Origin of the sequence: Aestuariibaculum sediminum, from assembly GCF_014596945.1 — a bacterium.
In the GTDB taxonomy this organism is placed as follows: domain Bacteria; phylum Bacteroidota; class Bacteroidia; order Flavobacteriales; family Flavobacteriaceae; genus Aestuariibaculum; species Aestuariibaculum sediminum.
The window spans coordinates 12,329-34,371 of sequence record NZ_JACVXB010000008.1 but is presented as its reverse complement, the minus strand read 5'-3'; the positions used below and the strand labels follow the sequence as shown (position 1 = coordinate 34,371).

Here is a 22,043-nt window from a genome sequence, read left to right as displayed (position 1 = left end):
TTAAAAATTAAAATTGGTAATCATAAATATGTTTTAAAACATGATTTTAAAATAAGAAATATACAATTTATTATTAATACAATATAACTCATAAAAAAGCTCCATTTGTTATTTACCCCCTTTATTATTGTAATTTGACCATACTGAAAGTCCTTGATTATTGTATTTTTGTAATCGATTGCATATAGATTTATTCTATATGGTCGAAACTAAACTAAATAAGACCACTAATTATTATGAAACTCCCTAAAAGAGTAGGCCTATTCTTTATTGGCCTATTACTATCTCTTGTTGCTTATGCTCAAAACTTTACTCCAGATATTACAGTAGATATTAATGGAACGGGAGACTTCACTTCCATTCAAGCGGCTTTTAATGCCGCTCCCGCTGGCACACCAACAATTATTTATGTAAAACGAGGGCTTTACGACCAAGAAAAGTTAATCATCCCTGCCAACAAAACAAACATCACCTTAATTGGAGAAAGTAGGCAAGAAACCATTATTTCTTACGACATTTATAATTGTAATGATGGTGGTGACGGGCTTTGTCCTGACGAAAAAGTTGCACTTTGGAACAGCAATAGTGACTTGATAAGAACGGCAGCTACACTAACCATTATGGCTAACGATTTTAGGGCTGAAAACATCAGCTTTCGTAATACAGCTGGACCAGTTGGTCAAGCTCAAGCTCTTACCATTCAATCAGACCGGAACGTATTTGTTAATTGCGACATACTAGCATACCAAGACACTATTTATTTTTGGATGAACGAAACCTCCAGAGCTTATTTTGATGGGTGTGTGATAGAGGGAAGAACCGATTATATCTACGGTCGAGGTGTAGCATTTTTTAATCAGTGTGAGATAAGAAGTTACGGCGGCGGCTGGATTACTGCTCCTTCGACTACCATCAATCAGGATTATGGGTTTGTTTTTTATGAGTGCCATTTAACTTACAAGCCGAACAGCCCCAGAGCTGGAGATGATGGCGCTTTAATTCGACTAGGGCGGCCATGGCACGAATACCCAAAAGTAGCTTGGCTGTATTGCGACATGCCAGCAGAAATTCATCCTGAAGGATGGGGTGATAAGTGGAATATGGCCTATTCAGATACGAGTACAGACCTTCACTTGTATGAATGGATGAATACGGGTGCAGGAGCTAATATGAGCGGAAGAGCGGATTGGGCTGGTCTAAGAGCCATGGTAGATCAAACAGAGGCCAATTTATATGAACCCGAAATCGTTCTGGCTGGTTCTGATAATTGGGACCCTACAGTAATAGCACCAACAGTAACCGTTTACGATTGGGATGGTGGTGCTGGAACAAATAGATGGCTGGAAGCTAATAACTGGAATCCGGATGGAATTCCTACAATCTCTGAAGCGGCAAATGTTGATGGCAACATAACTATAGATGCTAATGGAGGAAACTTTGCGGCCGATTTAAATTTAATAAATGGAGCAATAATAGATGTTTCAGCTAGCAGTTCAGCAACCCTATTAACACTTAATCAATCAACACTTTCGTCTTCTGCTAATGTATCTTTTGCAGGAACTATTAAAACAAAAGGCGATTCTTATATAAATACCGCTAACAACCTCAATATAACAGCCGCTCTTATTGGTGTGCATCAAATTACTAAAACAGGTTCTGGCATATGCCTATTCAACAATGAAAACACCGGTTTTTCGGGAGATGTGATTGTTGATGCAGGAGATTTACAAGCTAAAGTTGAAAGTGCCTTAGGTACATCTGGCAAAATAACTGTAAAAACCAATGGCGCCTTAACCATTGATGTTAGCAATGCCATTGATGTGAATACAGCGCTTTATACAGAAGGAACAGCGCAACTCGTCCTTAACCAAGATATTACCATTAGCGAATGGTATATTGATGGTACCATACAACCTATTGGACAGTACGATGCTACTACACATGCCTCTACTATTAGCGGTAGTGGTAAAATAATTATAGGACGACCAAGTGAGTTTACGTTTCTTGGAGGAAATTGGGACGATGCTAATAATTATTCACCCGCACTATTACCTGAAACAGGCGAAAAAATTATTGTCGATGGCGTAACCATTGAGGCTCAAAGCGCGCCATTTGCTGGAAATATGTATGTGCAAAATGGGGGGAGTATTCGTTTAAGACGAAATGATTCTGAATGTTTAGGTTCTGTTACCATGTACCAGGGAACCAATATTTCATATGCTACAAGTGGAACTGGATTTTATCTAGATGCCGATATCGCTCTTGAAGGCGATATCTCTCTTTTTATGAATAGTGCAAATGTTGCCGGTAGTATCATGGAATTACCAGGAACCATTACCGGTACCAATAAAGTGATAGTGCGTAATACAAGAGATATTGCTAATAGTGCCACCGTAAACTTAGGTGGAGATAACAGTAGTTTTACAGGAACATGGGACTTAACCATAGCCGCCTATAATGCGGGAGGATATTCTGCAATTAACGGGTTGCTTGAAAATGCCTTCGGGAATGGAAAAATTGACCTAGCAGTGAATAACCAGGCCATTTTCAATCATGCTAAATGCGCAGGTCCTATTTTGAATATGGATATTGCAGGAAGTGCTACCGCGGTATTAAATGTTGATGTTACAGTGCAACAATTTACACTAAACGGAACTTCGCTGGCAAATGGAACGTACGATGCTTCTACACACCCTGGTTTGCTATCAGGCATTGGTTCTATTATTGTTGATTCTAGTTTAAGTATAGACGACAAGGTTTTTATAGAATCCGGCATGTTAAAAATAAAAGGTCATCTAGAAAACCTTGAAATCTATAACCTTTTAGGACAGAACGTACACAAAACAAAAGCTTCTAAAGCTATTGACATTAAGTGGCTGAAATCAGGAATCTATATTGTTCGCTATAAAATAGACGGCAAGTTGGGAACTCTCAAGATTTATAAAAATTAAACAAAAGAAATGTGCTTTAAATCAAAATGAAAAATGCGTATTTAATATTAATTCATACATCTATGAGGAAAATTTTATTATTAATTATTCCATTACTCTTTTGCGCTTTTTTACCAAGAGAAAATGCAAATAAAATTACGATTACTTCAAATTATTTAAATGCTTTTAATAGCTTGGTTGACCCATCAGCATTTCCTGGGGCTGAAGGTTTTGGAATGCAAGTTACAGGAGGCAGAGGTGGTCAGATTATATATGTAACCAATTTGAACGACTCTGGAACAGGCAGTTTACGTGCAGCTGTTGAGGCTAGTGGAACGAGAACTGTTATGTTTAAAGTTTCTGGAATTATTGAACTTACCAAAGATTTAAAAATAACTAACGGAAATATTACCATAGCTGGCCAGTCTGCCCCTGGTGATGGTATATGCTTAAAAAATTATTCTGTAACCGTTGATGCCGATAATGTAATAATCCGCTTTATGAGATTTAGAATGGGGGATGAAGCACAACATGAAGGCGATGCTTTAGGTGGCAGATTCCATAACAATATTATTATAGACCATTGCTCTATGAGCTGGTCTACAGATGAATGTGTGTCTTTTTATAATAATCAAAACTCAACCGTACAATGGTGCATTATTTCAGAAAGCCTGCGCAATTCTGTTCATGGAAAGGGTGCTCATGGTTATGGTGGTATTTGGGGAGGAAAAAATGCTTCCTTTCATCATAACTTATTGGCCCACCATGATAGTCGTAATGCAAGATTTGGTGAGACAGCTGGGTCAGCTTTCGCTCTTACCGACTTAGTGGATTTTAGAAACAATGTCATTTATAATTGGGGACACAATAGCTCCTATGGCGGTGAAGCGATGAATATAAACCTTATTAATAACTATTACAAGCCAGGTCCTGCCACATTAGCAAATAACGGAACAACTAAAGAAGGGCGAATTATATCAATCGATAAGAATAAAGTAAAAGGCACTGCAGTATATGATACTTGGGGAAAGTTTTACATTGATGGTAATTATGTACATGGGCATCCCAATCCCACTAATGATAATTGGACATATGGCGTGTATAATCAATTTCATAGCACCTATAATACCTATCCAAGTTCATGTAAAGATAGTGGCGGAAATACCATAATATGTGAGTATACCATTCCCATTTCTGAATCCGATAAAACAATGATGAAACTAAATGTACCGCACAATGTGCAAGGTAATGTTTCAACACATTCTGCTACCGAGGCTTATGCAAAAGTGCTTGCATATGGTGGGGCTTCCCTGGTGCGCGACGCTATAGATGTTCGAATAGTTACCGAAACAGAAAATGGCACTTATACATATAATGGTTCTAATGGCAGCTCTAATGGTATCATTGATACACAAACTGATGTTGGTGGATGGCCGGTATACAATTCAACAATAGCTCCTACTGATACCGATAGTGATGGTATGCCAGATACATGGGAGGACGCAAACGGACTTAATAAAAACAATGCTTCCGATGGAACATCTACTTCTCTAGACGGAGGTTATACGAATGTGGAAGTTTATTTAAATCACCTTGTTTCTTCAATAATAAGTAGTCAAAATAAAAATTCTTTATCTGTAGGAGACAATACCATTGATAACTCTTTAATAAAAATATATCCCGTACCATTTAAAAATGAATTTCATATAGATTTCGCTAAAGCAGGAAAGGTTAAACAAATTTCGGTATTCAATATGCTTGGTCAACAAATTCGCTTAATAAACGCCAACGAAATTATAAATAAAACAACAAAAGTGAACATTAACTCAGGGGAAGGCATTTATGTAATTAAAATAATTACGGACCATGGTGTTATAAATAAAACCATTGTCAAAGAATAAACCATTATGAATATGCAATCTATAACATCTAGGAGGTTTTATCTTCCAATAATCATAACAGTATTAAATTAAACTAAACCATTAAATTATGAAACCAACTTTACAACTAAAAAAGCATTGGGCTTTTTACTCTTTTTTTATTGTTTTTTTGGCAACCAGCTTACAATTGGTTGCTCAGACCACACTAGCTGAGTGGACATTTGATTATGATTATGATAAAAGTGGCACTGGTCCCTACATTTACACTCCAAATGCAACAGCAAGAGATGCTGCCGACGCACTGGATATCAATGTTAGTGTTAATGATGTTTTTTATCCCAATACTGCTGAAGGTACACTTACAGATTATGAAATGACAATGGTTCCATTACAAGGTGGTCAAATAAAAAATGTATATCAAGGCACCACGACCTATCACAATTCAGCAAGAATACAAGGTGCTACATCTCCTGCAGATTTCACAAATCCTTCCAATCATTCCAATTATTTTCAGTTCTCTTTCCCAACAACAGGTTACAATCAAATAAAACTAGACCTCTCTTACACTACGCAAAATGTAGTAACAGATAATCTTTATGTTTATTATTCTGTTGACGAAGGAACCTCCTGGGCATCAGCAGGTCAAGCAACCGGAAACTGTTGTTGGTGGCAACTTAAAACAACGCAATTAGATATTGTTGCCAAAAACAAGAGCAATGTTTTGGTAAGATTAATAGGTGTAAAAGACGACGCAGCCACGGGTAATTATTTTTATGTAGATTCTTTTAAAGTGAGTGGTACATCTACTACATTACCAACAAACACGGTTTCAACAATCGACTGGGCTTTTAATTTGGGTACTGAAGGACAAACCGCAACCTATACCGACGCCAGTTATTACAAACCTGATAACGTATCGAAAGGTAGCAACTATTCATATAATGGAACAAGATCTGGATCTAATCCTACAATAACTTATACATCTTTTAAAAATGAAAGTGGAGCTACAACTCCAACAGGTCCTGATGTTACTAACTTAATTGGTTTTGAATTTACTCCAGTTACAGGTTTAGATTTTACCCCAACCAACATATCATTTGACTGCCAAAGGTATGGAACTGGAACCGGAGTTATAGATGTTTACTGGAAATCATCTAATGGCACATCAACATTAATTGGAACAGGTATTAAACCCGCGAGAGATGGAGATGCAACAAGCGAAGCCAGTGATACCAACACATTTAACATGGATGTTTCTGGCTTATCAATTCCGGCACTTGGCGGTAAAACTACTTTAGAAATTTATATCCACAGTCTAGGTAGCGGTAAAGAAGTTGCACTAGCCAACATTTCCATTACGGGCCACCTAAATGGAACAATAGCTGATGTGGCACAATATACAGTTACAACAGCTGTATCCCCTTCTGAAGGCGGCGCAATCATTTCTGACAATCCCGCTACTGTAGATGATGGTACGGTTGTTAACTTAACAGCTAATGCTAACTTTGGTTATGAATTCGTGGAATGGCAGGATGATTTAGGTGCTACGGTTTCAACTGATAACCCATTACAAATTACTGTAACCGATAATGTAAGCTATACTGCTGTTTTTAATCAGTTAACTACATACGAATTAAATCTTACCGTTGAAGGTGGTGCTAACCAATATATGATAGACATTAATCCTGCTGGAACCATGATCGATGGTAAACGAATGTATGAAGCTGGTACTAATGTGACTTTAACTGCCAGTGGTAACCCTATCCTTAATTTCTCTAATTGGGGAACAGGAGAAACCAATAGCGAACTTAATGTTACTATGGATTCCAATAAAGCTATTACAGCAAATTACAATGCAGCCGACTATATTGTTGGATGGGATTTTTATGACGATGTGGTTACTGTAGATTTTTCATCGAATGTTGTTAACGATGCTACTACTTTGGTTCTAAGAGATGCCGCTGGAGCTACTACTGGAGGATTAAATTTCTCTTATGTAGCTAGAGTAAACTCAGGTGGACCTTGGTATGGTGAATATTGCCGGATTAACTGGACTCAGATAGCTGATAAATACTATTACCAATTAAAAATTAATGCTTCTGATTATAAAGACATTAGTGTTCAAGCTAAAATGTTAACGAGCTATTCTGGCTATGCAACTCAAAAATGTGAGTACTCAATAGACGGTACTAATTTTATTGAAATAGGCACTTACGATACGAGTACTTTAAATACATGGGTTGATGGTTCTTTTAATCTCCCTGCGAATGCTAACAATCAAACTGAAGTTTATATAAGATGGATTCCAGATTACACATCATCTATTCTTGGAAGTGGTAACGATGGTACTTCCATATCTAACATATATGTTTACGGTACAGAAAGTGTATTTGATGATGGTACAGCACCTGTTCTTAGCAGTTCTGTTCCTGCCAACAATGCCACAGGGGCCTCGGCAACAGGAAAAGTGGTATTAAATTTTGATGAGCGCGTTAAAATTGCTGATAATACAACTGCCTCTCTTAATGGACAAAATCTAACACCTGTAGTATTTGGAAAATCCATATCGTTTAACTATTCCAGCTTAGAATATAACACAACTTACACCTTTAATTTAGCAGGTAACGTAATTTCAGATTTAGCGGATAATACGTTAACAGATGCTATTTCAATTTCGTTTACCACACTTAACAAACCAACAGTAACTAAAAAAGCTTATGACTTTATAGTGGGCGTTGATGGTGATTTTGCAGCAGCTTTAGCAGCTGCAGATGCCGCAAAAAATAGTGGTAATAGATTTTATATTTTCTTCCCGAATGGAGAATATGACTTAGGAAATACCACAGGAGATGCAACACAACAAACATTTATTAGTCTACCTAATATTTCACTAATCGGGCAAAGTACTGAAGGTGTAACACTTTTTAACAATCCAACTCAAGCTCAAGAAGGAATAGATAAAACACCAACAATTAATTTTACATCTAATGCAGATAACATTTATATGCAAGACCTTACTTTGCTTAATAAAATGGACTATCGCTTAGGAATACCTGAAAAACGTGCCGTGGCTTTACGTCATCAAGGTGATAAAAACATATTCAAAAATGTTAGATTATTAAGTAATCAAGACACCTATTATACCGGAGCCGGAAGAACGTATTGGGAAAATGGAGAGATTCACGGTACCGTAGATTATATTTTTGGAAATGGCGATATTTTCTTTAATGAATGCCTACTGTATATGGAAAACAGAGCTTCTGGTGGTGGAGGCATTGTTACCGCAGCAGCTACCAGTTCAGATTGGGGTTATGTATTTAGCAACTGTACTATTGATGGTGACGCACAACAAGATGGCATTTTTGGATTAGGAAGGCCTTGGAATAATGCACCTAAAGTAGTTTATATAAATACGATAATGAATAAATTACCTACTGCAGGAGCTTGGGGAGATCCAATGAATGTTGTACCATATCGTTTTGCTGAATATAAAAGCTTAACATCTTCAGGAATTGAGGTGGATTTAAGTCAGAGAAGAACTGATTATACAAAAGATGCTACCTCTGTTACATTAGACCCTACCTTAAATGAAGCGGAAGCTTCTCAATATACAATTCCAAACGTTTTAGGTGGCACTGATAGCTGGCAACCAACCTTGTACACTGAGCAAGCATTAACACCTATTGTTTCAAAATCAGGATCTACTATTAACTGGGATGATGATAATTATGTTTTAGGCTGGGCTGTTTTCAAAGACAATGTTTTTGTCGATTTTGTAATAACAAATAGTTATGATATCGCGGGTAACACAACAGGCATTTACACTGTGAGAGCTGCTAATGCCATGGGAGGCTTAGGAAAAGCTTCTAATCAAGTAGATATTAGCAGTTTAGGGGTTAAAGAAAATAAATCATTAGGAGTTAAAGTTTTTCCAAACCCCGTGAATGATGTTATTTTTATATCTATACCTTCTTTGAGTGCAAAAACAACAATGTCTCTTTTTGCACTAGATGGAAGATTAATTATTAGTAAAATGGAAGTAAAAAACACGAAAACGATAATTAATATGTCTAAAATACCTTCGGGTGTATATTTGTTAAAAGTTGATTCAGAAAAAGGGTCACAAACATCCAAAATCGTTAAAAACTAAATACATTGTTAACAATCTAAAAGCCAGTTATAACTTTATTATAGCTGGCTTTTTTTAGTGTGTTAACCGAGACACCTAATCCTTTCTGATTGTTTAAATCCACTGATTAAAACCTACATTTAACATCTTTATTTTAAATTTTTTAACCATACAATATATCAGTTATATTTTTAACAAAAGTCTCTTAAGTATAAGATCAATTCATTATTTCTAACAATCTCATTTATGCTTAATTAGCAAACATCTACATCAATTTATTTCACTTTGTTATTATCTAATTTTAAAGTGTAATATTTATTGTCTTTTGATTGGGACGCAAACACTGATTAATATTACAAGTTTGATAAAACAACCCAGCTTCTATAGGCTTCTTAGACCTTTCTTTCAAATTAAAATACCTTGTAAATATTAAATCTCCCTCATAAATATAAATACCCTGTTCGTAAGGTAATGGGGGTGGGTTTTTCCATGATGTTATCGGTTCTAAACCCTCAATATTATTTAAAACCGTATTAAACTCAATATAAGGTTGATTTTCAGGAACAAATGCATATATATGCCAGCCCCTTAAAATGGAGGCTTTAACAATAACAGCTAGCTGATCTTTCGATTCGTTCCAAACTACATTTGCATTAACCTTAACAGGATCTGTAGTTTCTGGCCTTTTTACCTCGAGTTCTTTTGATGCTTTTTCAACAGCTAACTTAAAATCCTTGTCTAACTCAATTTGAGCCGTAACACTACTGTAGCAAAGGAGTAGCATATAGAATACTAAACGTCGCATAACTTCTATTATCTGTTATTTATCATCCATTTATAGCCACCTGATTCTGTAAAAAACAGTTTATCATTGTTGGTTTTATACCATTTACGCCATTCTTTATGAGATTTTTCCATGCCTGTATAACGTAACAATACTCGTTTTGCTATTTCCATCTTTTCAGCATCCTTTAGCAATGGAATAATAACTTCAAAAAAATCTAAGGAATCATTTCCGACTCCTATTTTCTTTAAATCCTCATCGATTTTTAGGGAATGAAATCCATCTGGATCAGAATACATATATTTTCTATTCGCTTCTAAATAATCTATAAGCTCCTGAATATTATTTTCATATTTTGGTTCAAAAAATGAACCTGACACTTGTTGAAAGAACTCTTCCTTTGATGGAATGCCCATGGGTTTAGGCGTTACTTGCAACATCTGCTCTTCGCTATCGGTAAGTGTTTCTCCATTTTGCTTTTTGCTTTTCAAATCGGAAAAATACTTTGCTGATTTTTCATTATTCTTTTCTATGTAAACTTTATAATTTGAATAAGAATCATCCGTCAAACTTCCAACAATCAAATCAATCCTGTCCTTAGTAGATATCCTATCATTATATTTTCTTGCGATTGGCTTTTTCCCTTTAAACTGCTTCATATAAACCACAGCATTTGCAAATACCTGTTTCGCTTCATCAGTCATATAATCTGGTGACCCTGAAAAGCCCCACATAAAGAAATTACCATGACGCCCGATAGCAACAGCTCCAACGTCTTTAGTATTAACCCCACTAGATATATATTCAGCATCTGGAGAGTCTAAAAAACCGTCACCACGTGACACCATGCCTACCCTGTAACCTTTTCCTTCTAGATACCCCTCCTTTTGTACACGCCACATAGGAATTTCTTTCGGCACATCTTTTCCTGATGGATAAAGAAAAATCCCTTCTGGGGTAGCTTTCTTTTTAAGAGTCAATTCAACTGGAAAAGGCCCTTTAAAAATAGGATGCTCTGTCTTTATGTGATGCGCATCGGCATCTAAGCACAAACACAACCAGTCTAATTTAGACCCAATACTCTGGCCCATTAGCGGAGCCGTATGGCCTATAAAAATGGTGGCATGATCAAAATCCTCAGTAAGGTATTTGGCTGGTTCAAAATTCATTTTACCATCAACCATTTCTCTTACCTGAGGTTTCCATGGTTTAATAGCCTGATCAAAAATTGTAACATCAAAATGAGCTGACATTTCTACTTTATACACTCTGGCATCAACAGTTTTTACTTTTCTAAAATAAGTTTCAAGATAACTTTTAAACTCAGGAAATCGGGTTTTATAATCGTCCTTAAATCGCTCTGGGGTCATGCTAGCTATACCCAAACCTCCCAATAGTTCTTCAGGAATTGGTGTTTTTGGATCAAAACCTACATACAGTACACTCACATCTTGTTTTTTTTGCCCAAAGCTTATCATTGTAAATAGCAGCAATGCTATTGTTAGAAATTTTGATTTTGTCTTCATTTTTTATCTATTGATTAAAAATCTCTGCTAAATCTTTATCCATATCGTCATCAGTGCCGCCACCGCCACCATAACGTCCAACAATTACCCCGTTAGGGTCTACAAGTATTTTGGTTGGTAACGAATGAATATTATAAGCATCACTTATATCCTTGTCTTTGTTTATACGTTGGTAAGTCCCTTCTTTATATTCTAAACCTCTTAAAACATGGTGCCAAATACCTATTCCATCTTTTTCTACTGCATTTTTCCATTTGTCATGTGCTCTATCATCATCAGACACGCCAAGAATTTCTAATCCTTTAGAATGATATTTGTGATATAAACTAATTAAATGCGGATTCCCTTTTCTACAAGGAACACACCACGATGCCCAAAAATCTATAAGTAAATATTTCCCTTTGAAATCAGCCAGTTTTAAAGAGTCTCCATTAATATCTACCGTTTCGAAATTCGCTGCTTTAGCTCCGGGTATTCCCTTTTGTAAATTGTCTACTTCTTGACGAATATCTTTTCCTAAGTCGGTTTTTAAGTACTCTGGATTAAGCTGATCTAAAATAGCTTTAGCCTCGGCATATTTTAGTTTATTTATTTGAAATAAAAATGAATGAAAGCTGACATAGGATTTCGGATTATCCTTAATAAATTGTAAAGTAGCCTCACTTTGCTTTTCCCACATTGACGCGAGTTTTCCTCTTGCTTCATCATCCTCATATTTAATAGCTTCCAATTCTTCATCACTTGCACCTGCCTTGAACGCCTCATGGTATTTTTTTCTTACTGCGTCAGCATGATTCTTCTCTTCTTTATAGTCTTCAGAGATTTTGTCTAAAATGGCTTGTAACCTGTACTGATCGTCTTGGGTTTTAGAACCTGACAATTTAGCCTCTGAAAAGTCTTCATAATCAATATTTAAAGTCATTTTTGTTGGCTCTACAAATATTGAAACGAATTCTCCTTGCTTTGCTCCTTTATTGGAGGTCTTTGATATGTGTATAAGCTTTACGCCATTTTCAATAGTATTCTCAATGATGAATGCTCCATTTTTAACTTTAATGGTATCTAAATCACGATTCATTAAATAAATTTCACCATTTTCCAATCCAGATATCGTTCCATTTATTCTATACGTACCCTCTGCCAAAGGCTTTTCTTGTTTACATGCCAATGCGGTTAAACATACGGCAACTATGATTAATACTTTTTTCATTATTGATTTCGTTTTATTATTTAATTTCAAATGTCTTTTTAATACGATTTAATACTGTAGCATGTCTTTTATTTAGAACAGCTTATTGATTACCTTTTTTATTTTCGATAACCACAGGGATATGCAAAACAAACTCGTAAAATAACAAGGTACAGACATTAAATCTTGAAAATTGGGTCTCAGTTTTTATTAAACAAGTTGGTAATTTTCGAGTTCCATAAATTCTGATTCGAATAAACTTTTATTTAACAAAATGGGGATCATTTATAGCCTCTCCTAAACAAAAAGAAACTTAATATGAAAAGTGAATTTTTATGTTTTTTTGATTGATTTTATAATATTTAGAAAAACAACCTAACAAATTTTTGTTAGGTTGCTTTTATCTGAATATTAATTATATCCTGGGTTCTGATCTACCACATTACCTCCTGCATCAATTGACTCAGTTGGAATTGGTAAGATAAACTTATCTGAATCTGTAGCGGTCGGTTTAACATCTGATACTTGAAAACCTGTACCAAATCCATCTGCATAATCATAACGTATTAAATCATACCAGTTTTCACCACCTTCTTGGTATATCTCTGCTAATTTCTCATAGCGTACGGCAGTTAAAAACTGGTCTAAACTAATAGTGTTTGGGTAGGTTTCAAAACCGTCACCTCCTGTAGTGGTTGCTCCCGCTCTTAAACGAATTTCGTTTAAAGCATTTAGAGCTTCTGTTGTAACCATATTATTTGCTCTGGCGCTGGCTTCTGCCAAAATTAAATACACTTCAGCCATACGCATGTGGTAAATCATCTCATAGTCACCTGAAGTAAAATAAGTTGTATATTTAGTTGAATAAAAACCTCCAAAAGAAACATTATCAAATATTATTGCTTTCCCCCTATTCTCACCATCAATATCTATCATTTGACCATCTACCTCAAATGTCTCTGAAATAGCATCTAAATAGTTTTGTGTAATGGTAATCGCAAAGCCACTGTAAAAATTTCCAATGCCTGTACCAGCCGCAGGCTCGCCTGCCGTTCCAAATAAAATTTCAGAACTTTGAAAAATCGCTGGCGAATCATGATCGTCAAAAATAGCTCCGTAGGTTGGCTCTAACATAAAGTTTGTATTAGCACCATCAATTATGTCTTGCGCTAAATTTGCTGCCTGGCCATACGCTCCCATATACAATAACACCTTTGCCTTTAAGGCCTTTGCAAATGTACTGTTTGTATATTTTTTAGTTCTTAAATCAGGCCCTTCTGCAATACCCACATCTAAATCTTCAAGAATAGAAGTATAGGTTTCTTGAACTGTATTTCTTGGAAATGCTTCATCTGATCTTACCGGTTCTAATCTTAAATTAATTCCGTATTCTGAATTGACATTATAAAACTGTCCAAAATTTCTAAGTAAATAAAAATGTCCTAAAGCTCTTAAAATTTTAGCTTCACCCAAAATTTCTGACTTTCTACTTGAAGGCTCAAAAACATTTGGTTCTAATTTGTCAACCGCATTAATCAACCAATTGGTTCTATTAACTAAATCATATAATGCTGTATAAATTGATTGGGTTGTTGATGCGCCTGTTGCCAAAGGGTTATTTTGAACCCAGCCTTGTTCTTCAGGCCTACTTGCAGAAGAAGCTCCAGCTGTACTATAACCGCTAAGTATATCTGGCGTTAAAAACATTTCTGGAAACCCTCCTTGTGAACCTTGTCTAAATGCTGAATAAGCACCAACTAATGCCAATTCTGCTGTTTCTTGTGTATTAATAGCTGTTTCGGCTTCTAAAGCATACAATGGTTTATAGTCATCTAATTCCTCTGTTAATTGGCAGGAGTTCACCATAATGGCTAAAGTTAAACAGGCCGTGTACTTATATATTGTTAAATTTCTCATTCTTTTAATCATTTTTTAATTTACTTAAGTCCAACTTTATTTCTTTAGAATGTAACATTTAAAGAGAATGTAAACGTTCTTGTATTAGGATATGACCTACCATTATCAGCATTAAAATTTGTTGACCTGTTGGCAAATCCAAAGTTTACAACATCTTCTGGGTCAAGCCCAGGATAATTTGAAATTATAATTAAATTATTACCACTTAAAGTTAACTTAGTATTAGTTACTCCTAACTTACCAAACCACTGTTTCGGCAAATTATAGGCTACAGATGCTGAACGTAATTTAATGTAAGAAGCATCAACTACAGATCTTGATGTTGGTGTAAATCCATGTGTTCTGGAACCGAGCCTTGCATAAGATGCATTAGTATTATCTGGAGCCCAAGTATCATTAACTAAAGTTGTAAGATTAGAATTTGGCGCCATAAAATACAAATTTGAAATAGGCTGATATGATCTTTCTGCCCCTTCAACAAAAGTCCAGTTCATTGTAAAATCCCAGTTTTTATAAGTTAATTGATTATTCCATCCTCCAAAGAAATCTGGATTAGGGTCACCTATAGGGTCTCTATCTCTAGTATTAACTATTCCATCTCCTGTAATATCTTTAAAAATATAATCGCCTGGCTGTGTTAAAGTCGACTGATACATTCCTCCAGCAGCTGTATTAAGTTCATCTATTTCCTCTTGAGTTTGCGCTATTTTAATCACATCATAACCTGTAATAACACCAATAGGCTCTCCTTCAATAATCCCTGTTTGGAATCCTGTATTTGCGCCATATAAATGATCTACATTATTTTTAACTGTTGATAAATTGATCGAAGAATTCCAACGCAGATTTTCACCTCTAAAAATATCTCCCCCAATGGTAAATTCCCAACCTTTATTGGAAACATCTGCTACGTTAGTATCCCAAGATGTAGCACCTGTTTCTGAAGGTATCTGGGTAAATAAAATGATTCCTGATGTATTCTTCTCGTAATACACAATTTCTCCATTTAATCGGCTCCCAAACAACCCAAATTCTAATCCTAAATCTAACTGATCGGTCTCTTCCCAACGAATACCAGTATTTGGAACACCTGTAACAGCAATACCATTTTGTCCATCATAAAAAGAATCGTTATTTTCCAGAGACTGATAATACGCTAAATAGGTAAATGAAGGTAAGTTATCTGATCCTACACGTCCCATTGAAGCTCTTAACTTTAACTGATTTATGGATTCTACATTAAAAAAACTTTCATTATGAACATTCCATGCTAAAGCTCCTGAAGGGAAAAAACCAAATTGGTTATCTGGTCCAAATTTTGTTGATCCATCTCGACGTGCAGTAAACGTCGCTAAATATCTGTTTTTATAATTATAGTTTACTCTACCAAACAATGAGTTTAAACCTTGTTGTAAATGCTCACTACTAGCTTCATCAATAAAACTAGCCGAACCAATATTTGTTAAAATATTATCATCAGGAAAACCACGATAACTTTGAGATTCTGCATCATATCGATTACGATCCCAAGATATACCTGCAACAGCGTCAATAGTATGATCCCCAAAACTTTTATTATAATTTAGTGTATTAGTAAAGGTGGTAGACCAACCATTATTGGTTTGAACTTCTAAATTGGCACCTGGTCTAGCATAATATAAACCTTCGAATAAAGCGTTTGTAGATTTTGAAGTTAAAAATCGGTCTGTTCTATCTTGACTTTGTCTAATATTAATTTGAGAACGAAATTTTAATCCTTCTAAAATTTTAACTTCTCCATAAACGGTTCCTAATAAATTTTTTGCAACAGCTTTATAACGGGTTTGCATACCATCACCTAAAAGTGTATACTGTTCTCCATACATCCCATCAAAGGTGGCATAAGTACCATCTTCGTTATATGGTGTCAGGTCTGGCCTGAATTCACCAAGGCCCAATGAACCAAATCCTTTGTTTTTATTTACCGAATAATTATAGTTAATAGAGGTACCAACTTTAAAGTTATCTGTTACATTAGCATCTATATTTGCACTGTAACTGTAGCGTTTAAAATTATTTTCAATCATCACACCATCTTGATCTGAAACGCCAAAAGAAGTAAAATAATTTACCTTTTCAGATCCTCCACCAACATTAAAACTATACTGTGTCCATAAAGCATTCTTATTGGTAATTAAATCCTGCCAATCGGTATCTGCTGATCCAAAATAATTATCCGGATCATTTACCATGGCATATTCATTTGGAAAATATAAAGGCCAATAAACTGGTGGATATTGATCTAGCACGCTTTGAGCATTTGCTTTGGCCACATCTATATATTCTGAAGTACTTAAATAGTCGTAAGTATCGACCGGGTTTTGAATGGTTGTACTTGCGTTAAAAGAAAATCTCGGAGCCTGATTTTGCTTTCCTCGTTTTGTGGTTACAATAACAACTCCATTAGCTGCACGCGAACCATAAATAGCCGCTGCCGAAGCATCTTTTAATATATCTACACGCTCTACATCCTCTGGGTTTATAGATAGCAATGGGTTTTCTCTAGCCCCATAATTTATTAAACCCAAGGTTTCAGTATTTGGTGTAATGTTAATAGGGACACCATCAACAACATAAAGAGGTTGATTATCTCCGCGTATTTGACTTAACCCACGAATTTGCACAAAAGCACCAGCGCCAGGCTGACCTCCTCTATTTTGTACAAAAACACCAGCTACCTTACCAACGAGCGCTTGATCGATAGTTTGAGTTTTTATTTGTTGAATATCTTCTGAATCAACAGACCCCACAGACCCCGTTAAATCTTTCTTTTTAGTTGTACCGTATCCTACCACAAGAACTTCTTCTAAAGCACTAATTTGTTCTTTAAGTATAATATTGAAAATCGATTTTTCTTCTACTATTTTTTCAGAATACATTTCGTAACCTATAAAAGAAGCTACCAATGTATTTCCTACTTCTGCTCTTACAGAGTATTGTCCATCAAAATCTGTACTCGTTCCTCTTATGATAAAATCTTTCTCAATTTTACCTTTAAAATCATGATTCGTTACATATACTGTTACCCCAGGTAAAGGCACACCGTTTATATCGGTAACTCTTCCTGTTAAAGTAAATTCTTGTTGATTTTGAATGAGCTTTTTAATAAGGATGGTATTACTATCTTGAAAAGAAAATTCAAACTCGTCTTGATTTAAACTTAAATTCAATAAATCGTTCGCACCTATTATCCCTCTTTTCAGGCTGATTTCAGGATAGCCTTTAAACATATCGGATTGGTACACGAAAGTGTAATCCGTTTGACTCATGATTAATTCGAAAACTTCATCGACGGTTAGTTTCCTATTTGATTCAACCATTATTTTAGCATTCTGTGATAGAATAGCATCTGGTGTTAAACCAAACATAGTTGTACATAATAAAAAGACAAAAGTTTTCATAGCAATTTTAATAAGCTTCTTCCTGAAAAGGTAAAAAGCCTTAGTTAAATTAATTTCCATAAATTTGTTTGTTGTTGTTAGTTAATTTTTATTAATTGATTAATACTCACAAGGGATAAAGGCTTTTACTTTGGCGAGCGAAACCTTTATTCCCTTTTTAGTTTTTTAAAATGATTTTATTGTTTTCAATTTCATAGGCATGTATAAAATTTGTATTCTGTATTAAGGATAAAATATTATCAATATCTTGATCCTTACTAATTTGTCCCGTAAACAGTACTTTTTCTAAATTTTTATCCTGAAAGACAACGTCAACATCATACCATCTGGAAAGTACTTGCATTATATCTATTAAAGATTTATTTTTAAAGCTAAATACGCCCTTTTTCCAGGCAACTTCGTAAAAGGTTTCTACATTAGACACCAAAATACTATGGGTTGATTTATTTAAAATCGATTGTTGTCCAGGAAGAAGCGTTTCATGTTTTTCATTCATAGTATGAAGAGCAACAGATCCTTCCAACAATGTTGTATAAATATTAGCTTCTTCTGGATAAGCTTTTACATTAAATTCTGTCCCTAGTACTTCAACTTCTTGCCCCTCTGTATAAACTTTAAAATCTGCTCCTCCATGATCAGAACTATGGGTTACATCAAAATAGGCTTCTCCATACACAAGTTCAACCTGTCTTGACTCTCCCTTAATAAACTTAACGGGATACTTTAATTTAGAATCTGAATTTAACCAAACTTTCGTTCCATCTGATAACACTAAACTAAATTGACCACCACGCGGAATGGTTAAATAATTATATTGGATTACATCATTCTTTTCGGTAACCGCACTTTGATAAACTAATTCCTTTTCACTCCCTTTAACATAGGAGTTTTCATATGCATTTTCCTTATCCAGATAAACTTCTGTACCATCCTGTAAAGTTAAAGTAGCTTTGTTCGTACCTGGAGAAATTACACGCTCCTGGTTTGCTATATTGTTTTTCTTTTGATTAAAATCAAATTGATTTGTAAATAATCCATAACTAACAAACGCAATAATACATGCTGCCGCAGCATATTTAAAAAACGTTTTATAATTAATATTGAAAACTTTAACATCAGATTCTTCCAATCTTGAATCATTCTGGCTGGTCAGGCCTTTAAATTCATAATCCGCCTTTGTGAGATAGTTAATTCTTAAATACTCTTTAAACTTCCTTTTATTATTATCATCCTTTAACCATTCTTCTAAAAGGTCACAGTCTTCTTTAGAAGCTTCATTATTGATATATTTTGCAATTATCTTTTTCATTTTTATTATAAACAAGGATTTATTTTTTCTTTTCTAGCAATTGTTTTTATATATAGAACGGATTATTTTAAAAAAACCACTACTGTTTTATTATTTTTATTTCTTTTGTATTATTATCAATAAAACTAGAATTTATTTGAACAATTCTCTTACAAATAAAAAATACTCCGATAATTTTACAACAAATGTAGAGGAAAATTTCGATGATATTTATTTGAAATATTATCAGGATTTATGTGCGTTTGCTTGTAATTATACTAACGACACTCAAAAAGCTGAAGATATAGTACAAGACGTTCTTTTGAAATTTTGGGAATCTAAAAATTATATCAATTTTAAGGGCAATATTAAAAGCTACCTAATGACATCTGTTTACCATGCTTTTTTAGATTTAATCAGGAAAGAAAACACCTTAAATAAAAATTTAGAAGAATTGAGATATAAATTACTAAGAGATATTATTGAAGAAGATAACGACATTTTAAATAAAAAAATCAGTCTACTTAAAGAAGAAATTGATGAGCTTCCGCTAAGATGTAAAGAGATTTTTATGCTTTGTAAATTTAAAAACCTAAAATACAGTCAAATAGCAGAAAAATTAAATATTTCGAAAAATACAGTCGAAAACCAAATCGGAAAAGCCTATAAAATTCTGAGAAAAAATTTAAAGGATAAAGATGTTTTTAATTTGTTTTTAAGTTTTCTGAATAAAAGAAAGGTAAGCCTCCCTTAAGCCCGAACGTTTTAAAAAAGCGTAAAAAATAATATTAACTTTAAATAGTTATTATGTGGATAGGGACAGAAACCATGAACCACCTACAGTGGACATAAGGAACCAGCCCAATTCTTTATATAAAATATTATTAAATAAGGGTTTACTATAAATTAAGCTATACTCAATTTTTCCCGCCGCAAGAGGTACTCTATTTCCGTTTTTTGCAGTACAGTCATTCAACTATTTATACAGTTTTTGTTGCAAGTCCAGCTCGATAACCATATATTCGGAAAACAAACTGTTGGGGTTTGCAGCATAAAATTGTTGACTAAAAATAATGACAAAAAACAATCTAATAGAGTACCTCATAAAGGCTTTTGGAAGTAAGTTACAAAACTTATCTAAAATTACAATTTAGCTCTGTTGTACTGTGCGGGCCAGGTAATATCTTCTCCCAGCTCTGAAGCTGCTGTTAGAGGAAAATAAGGATTCCTTAAAAATTCTCTAGCTAACAAAATTATATCTGCGTCTTCATTGACTAAAATATATTCTGCTTGTGCAGCATTAGTAATCATTCCAACAGTAGCTGTTAGCATACCTGTTTCCTTTTTAATTTTAGAAGCAAAAGGTGTTTGATATCCTGGTCCAACAGGTATTTTTTGTTCGTTACTTAATCCTCCTGTTGTAACATCTACCACATCAACACCTTCTTTTTTTAATATAGATGTTAGTCTTATTGCATCATTAGTTTCCCATCCACCATTAACCCAATCTGTTGCCGGAATTCTAACAAATAAAGGGGATTCTTCTGGAAGTACAGATTTTACTGCATTTACTACTTCAAGTAATAATTTAATACGATTTTCAAAGCTTCCGCCATAATTATCTTTCCTTTGGTTACTTAAAGGAGACAGAAACTGATGCAATAAATACCCATGTGAAGCATGAATCTCTATAATTTCAAATCCGCTTTGTAAAGCTCTTTTTGTTGCCATTTTAAAATCATCGACAACTTTTTTAATTCCTTCAACAGATAACGCAATAGGTTGAGGATAGTTTTCAGAATAAGGTAAAGGGGATGGTGCCACAGGATTCCAACCACCTGACTCAATATTTACAGTGCCATATCCTTCGGTTGGTGCCATGGTACTTCCCTTTCTTCCTGAATGTGCCAATTGAATACCTGCCACACTACCATTTTCTTTAATAAAAGCTGTTATCTCTGATAACTTTTCAATATGCTCATCTTTCCAGATTCCTAAATCTTTAGGAGAAATTCGACCTTCTGGAGAAACCGCTGTAGCTTCGGCTATAATTAGCGAAGCACCTCCTACAGCTCTACTACCCAAATGCACAAGATGCCATTGGTTTGCAAAACCATCAATAGAAGTATATTGACACATGGGAGAAACCCCTATTCTATTTTTTAAAGTAATTCCCTTTATTTTTAAAGGACTAAACAATTTTGTCATAATCTATTCAATTTGATAAAATAAAAATACTAAACCAAATTGAATTGACAGTCTTGTTTTTTTCTAGCTTATTTAGCAAATCAAGTTCTACTTTAGTTTTATACAATTCGGCTTCTTTATTAGGTGGATCGTATGGTAACCGAGAGCCATGCAAAGCGGACATAATAATCCATTCAATCTAATCCTTAGTAGTTATCCTATCTTTATATTTTCTTGCAATTGGATTTTTCCCTTCAAACTGCTTAATATAAACCACAGCAAAGGTATTTGGCTGGTTCAAAATTCATTTTCCATCAACCATTTCTCTAACTTCTGGTTTCTGTTTTCATTTTTTATCTATTGATTAAAAATTTCTGCTAAATCTTTATCCATATCGTCATCAGTGCCGCCACCGCCACCATAACGTCCAACAATTACCCCATTAGGGTCTACAAGTATTTTGGTTGGCAACGAATGAATATTATAAGCATCACTTATATCCTTGTCTTTGTTTATACGTTGGTAAGTCCCTTCTTTATATTCTAAACCTCTTAAAACATGGTGCCAAATACCTATTCCATCTTTTTCTACTGCATTTTTCCATTTGTCATGTGCTCTATCATCATCAGACACGCCAAGAATTTCTAATCCTTTAGAATGATATTTGTGATATAAACTAATTAAATGCGGATTCCCTTTTCTACAAGGAACACACCACGATGCCCAAAAATCTATAAGTAAATATTTCCCTTTGAAATCAGCCAGTTTTAAAG

General features: G+C 34.6%; 12 protein-coding genes. 4 read left to right on the top strand and 8 right to left on the bottom strand.

Annotation, left to right across the window (positions count from 1 at the left end; genetic code table 11):
* Positions 1-236: 236 nt before the first annotated feature.
* The 3 genes from ICJ83_RS14745 to ICJ83_RS14735 all read left to right on the top strand — a co-directional run bounded on the left by ICJ83_RS14745 (position 237) and on the right by ICJ83_RS14735 (position 8,960).
* Positions 237-2,951 carry a pectinesterase family protein gene (locus ICJ83_RS14745; protein ID WP_188231176.1) on the top strand — a complete coding sequence of 905 codons (2,715 nt, stop codon included), beginning with the start codon at positions 237-239 and terminating at the stop codon, positions 2,949-2,951.
* Between the two features lie 62 nt (positions 2,952-3,013).
* A complete protein-coding gene (locus ICJ83_RS14740; protein ID WP_188231175.1) occupies positions 3,014-4,831 on the top strand; it encodes a T9SS type A sorting domain-containing protein in 1,818 nt (605 codons plus the stop codon).
* An 88-nt stretch (positions 4,832-4,919) separates the two neighbouring features.
* Positions 4,920-8,960: a pectinesterase family protein gene (locus ICJ83_RS14735; RefSeq protein ID WP_188231174.1), complete on the top strand. Its 4,041-nt coding sequence runs from the start codon at positions 4,920-4,922 to the stop codon at positions 8,958-8,960.
* Between the two features lie 280 nt (positions 8,961-9,240).
* Here ICJ83_RS14735 and ICJ83_RS14730 read toward each other — a convergent pair whose 3' ends face one another.
* From ICJ83_RS14730 to ICJ83_RS14705, 6 genes are all read right to left on the bottom strand, one after another.
* Complete coding sequence (locus ICJ83_RS14730) at positions 9,241-9,744, bottom strand: protein-disulfide reductase DsbD domain-containing protein (protein WP_188231173.1); 504 nt, start codon at positions 9,742-9,744, stop codon at positions 9,241-9,243.
* A gap of 8 nt (positions 9,745-9,752) precedes the next feature.
* Entirely contained in the window at positions 9,753-11,249 is a 1,497-nt protein-coding gene (locus ICJ83_RS14725) for a hypothetical protein (protein ID WP_188231172.1), read from the bottom strand.
* 7 nt (positions 11,250-11,256) lie between these two features.
* A complete protein-coding gene (locus tag ICJ83_RS14720) occupies positions 11,257-12,459 on the bottom strand; it encodes a TlpA disulfide reductase family protein (RefSeq protein ID WP_188231171.1) in 1,203 nt (400 codons plus the stop codon).
* Between the two features lie 390 nt (positions 12,460-12,849).
* Complete coding sequence (locus ICJ83_RS14715; RefSeq protein ID WP_188231170.1) at positions 12,850-14,355, bottom strand: RagB/SusD family nutrient uptake outer membrane protein; 1,506 nt, start codon at positions 14,353-14,355, stop codon at positions 12,850-12,852.
* A gap of 44 nt (positions 14,356-14,399) precedes the next feature.
* The gene (locus tag ICJ83_RS14710) at positions 14,400-17,795 is read right to left on the bottom strand and encodes a SusC/RagA family TonB-linked outer membrane protein (RefSeq protein WP_188231169.1); all 3,396 of its coding nucleotides are present in this window, start codon (positions 17,793-17,795) and stop codon (positions 14,400-14,402) included.
* A 157-nt stretch (positions 17,796-17,952) separates the two neighbouring features.
* A complete protein-coding gene (locus tag ICJ83_RS14705; RefSeq protein WP_188231168.1) occupies positions 17,953-19,104 on the bottom strand; it encodes a FecR family protein in 1,152 nt (383 codons plus the stop codon).
* A gap of 136 nt (positions 19,105-19,240) precedes the next feature.
* Between ICJ83_RS14705 and ICJ83_RS14700 the strand changes: the two genes are divergently transcribed.
* Positions 19,241-19,837 (top strand): RNA polymerase sigma-70 factor, encoded by a 597-nt coding sequence (locus tag ICJ83_RS14700; protein WP_188231167.1) that lies wholly within the window; start codon positions 19,241-19,243, stop codon positions 19,835-19,837.
* Positions 19,838-20,226: 389 nt separating this feature from the next.
* Here ICJ83_RS14700 and ICJ83_RS14690 read toward each other — a convergent pair whose 3' ends face one another.
* Both ICJ83_RS14690 and ICJ83_RS14685 read right to left on the bottom strand, forming a co-directional pair.
* Complete coding sequence (locus tag ICJ83_RS14690; RefSeq protein WP_188231166.1) at positions 20,227-21,291, bottom strand: NADH:flavin oxidoreductase/NADH oxidase; 1,065 nt, start codon at positions 21,289-21,291, stop codon at positions 20,227-20,229.
* Positions 21,292-21,627: 336 nt separating this feature from the next.
* On the bottom strand, positions 21,628-22,043 hold a 416-nt coding region (locus tag ICJ83_RS14685; protein ID WP_188231165.1), incomplete at its 5' end, for a TlpA family protein disulfide reductase.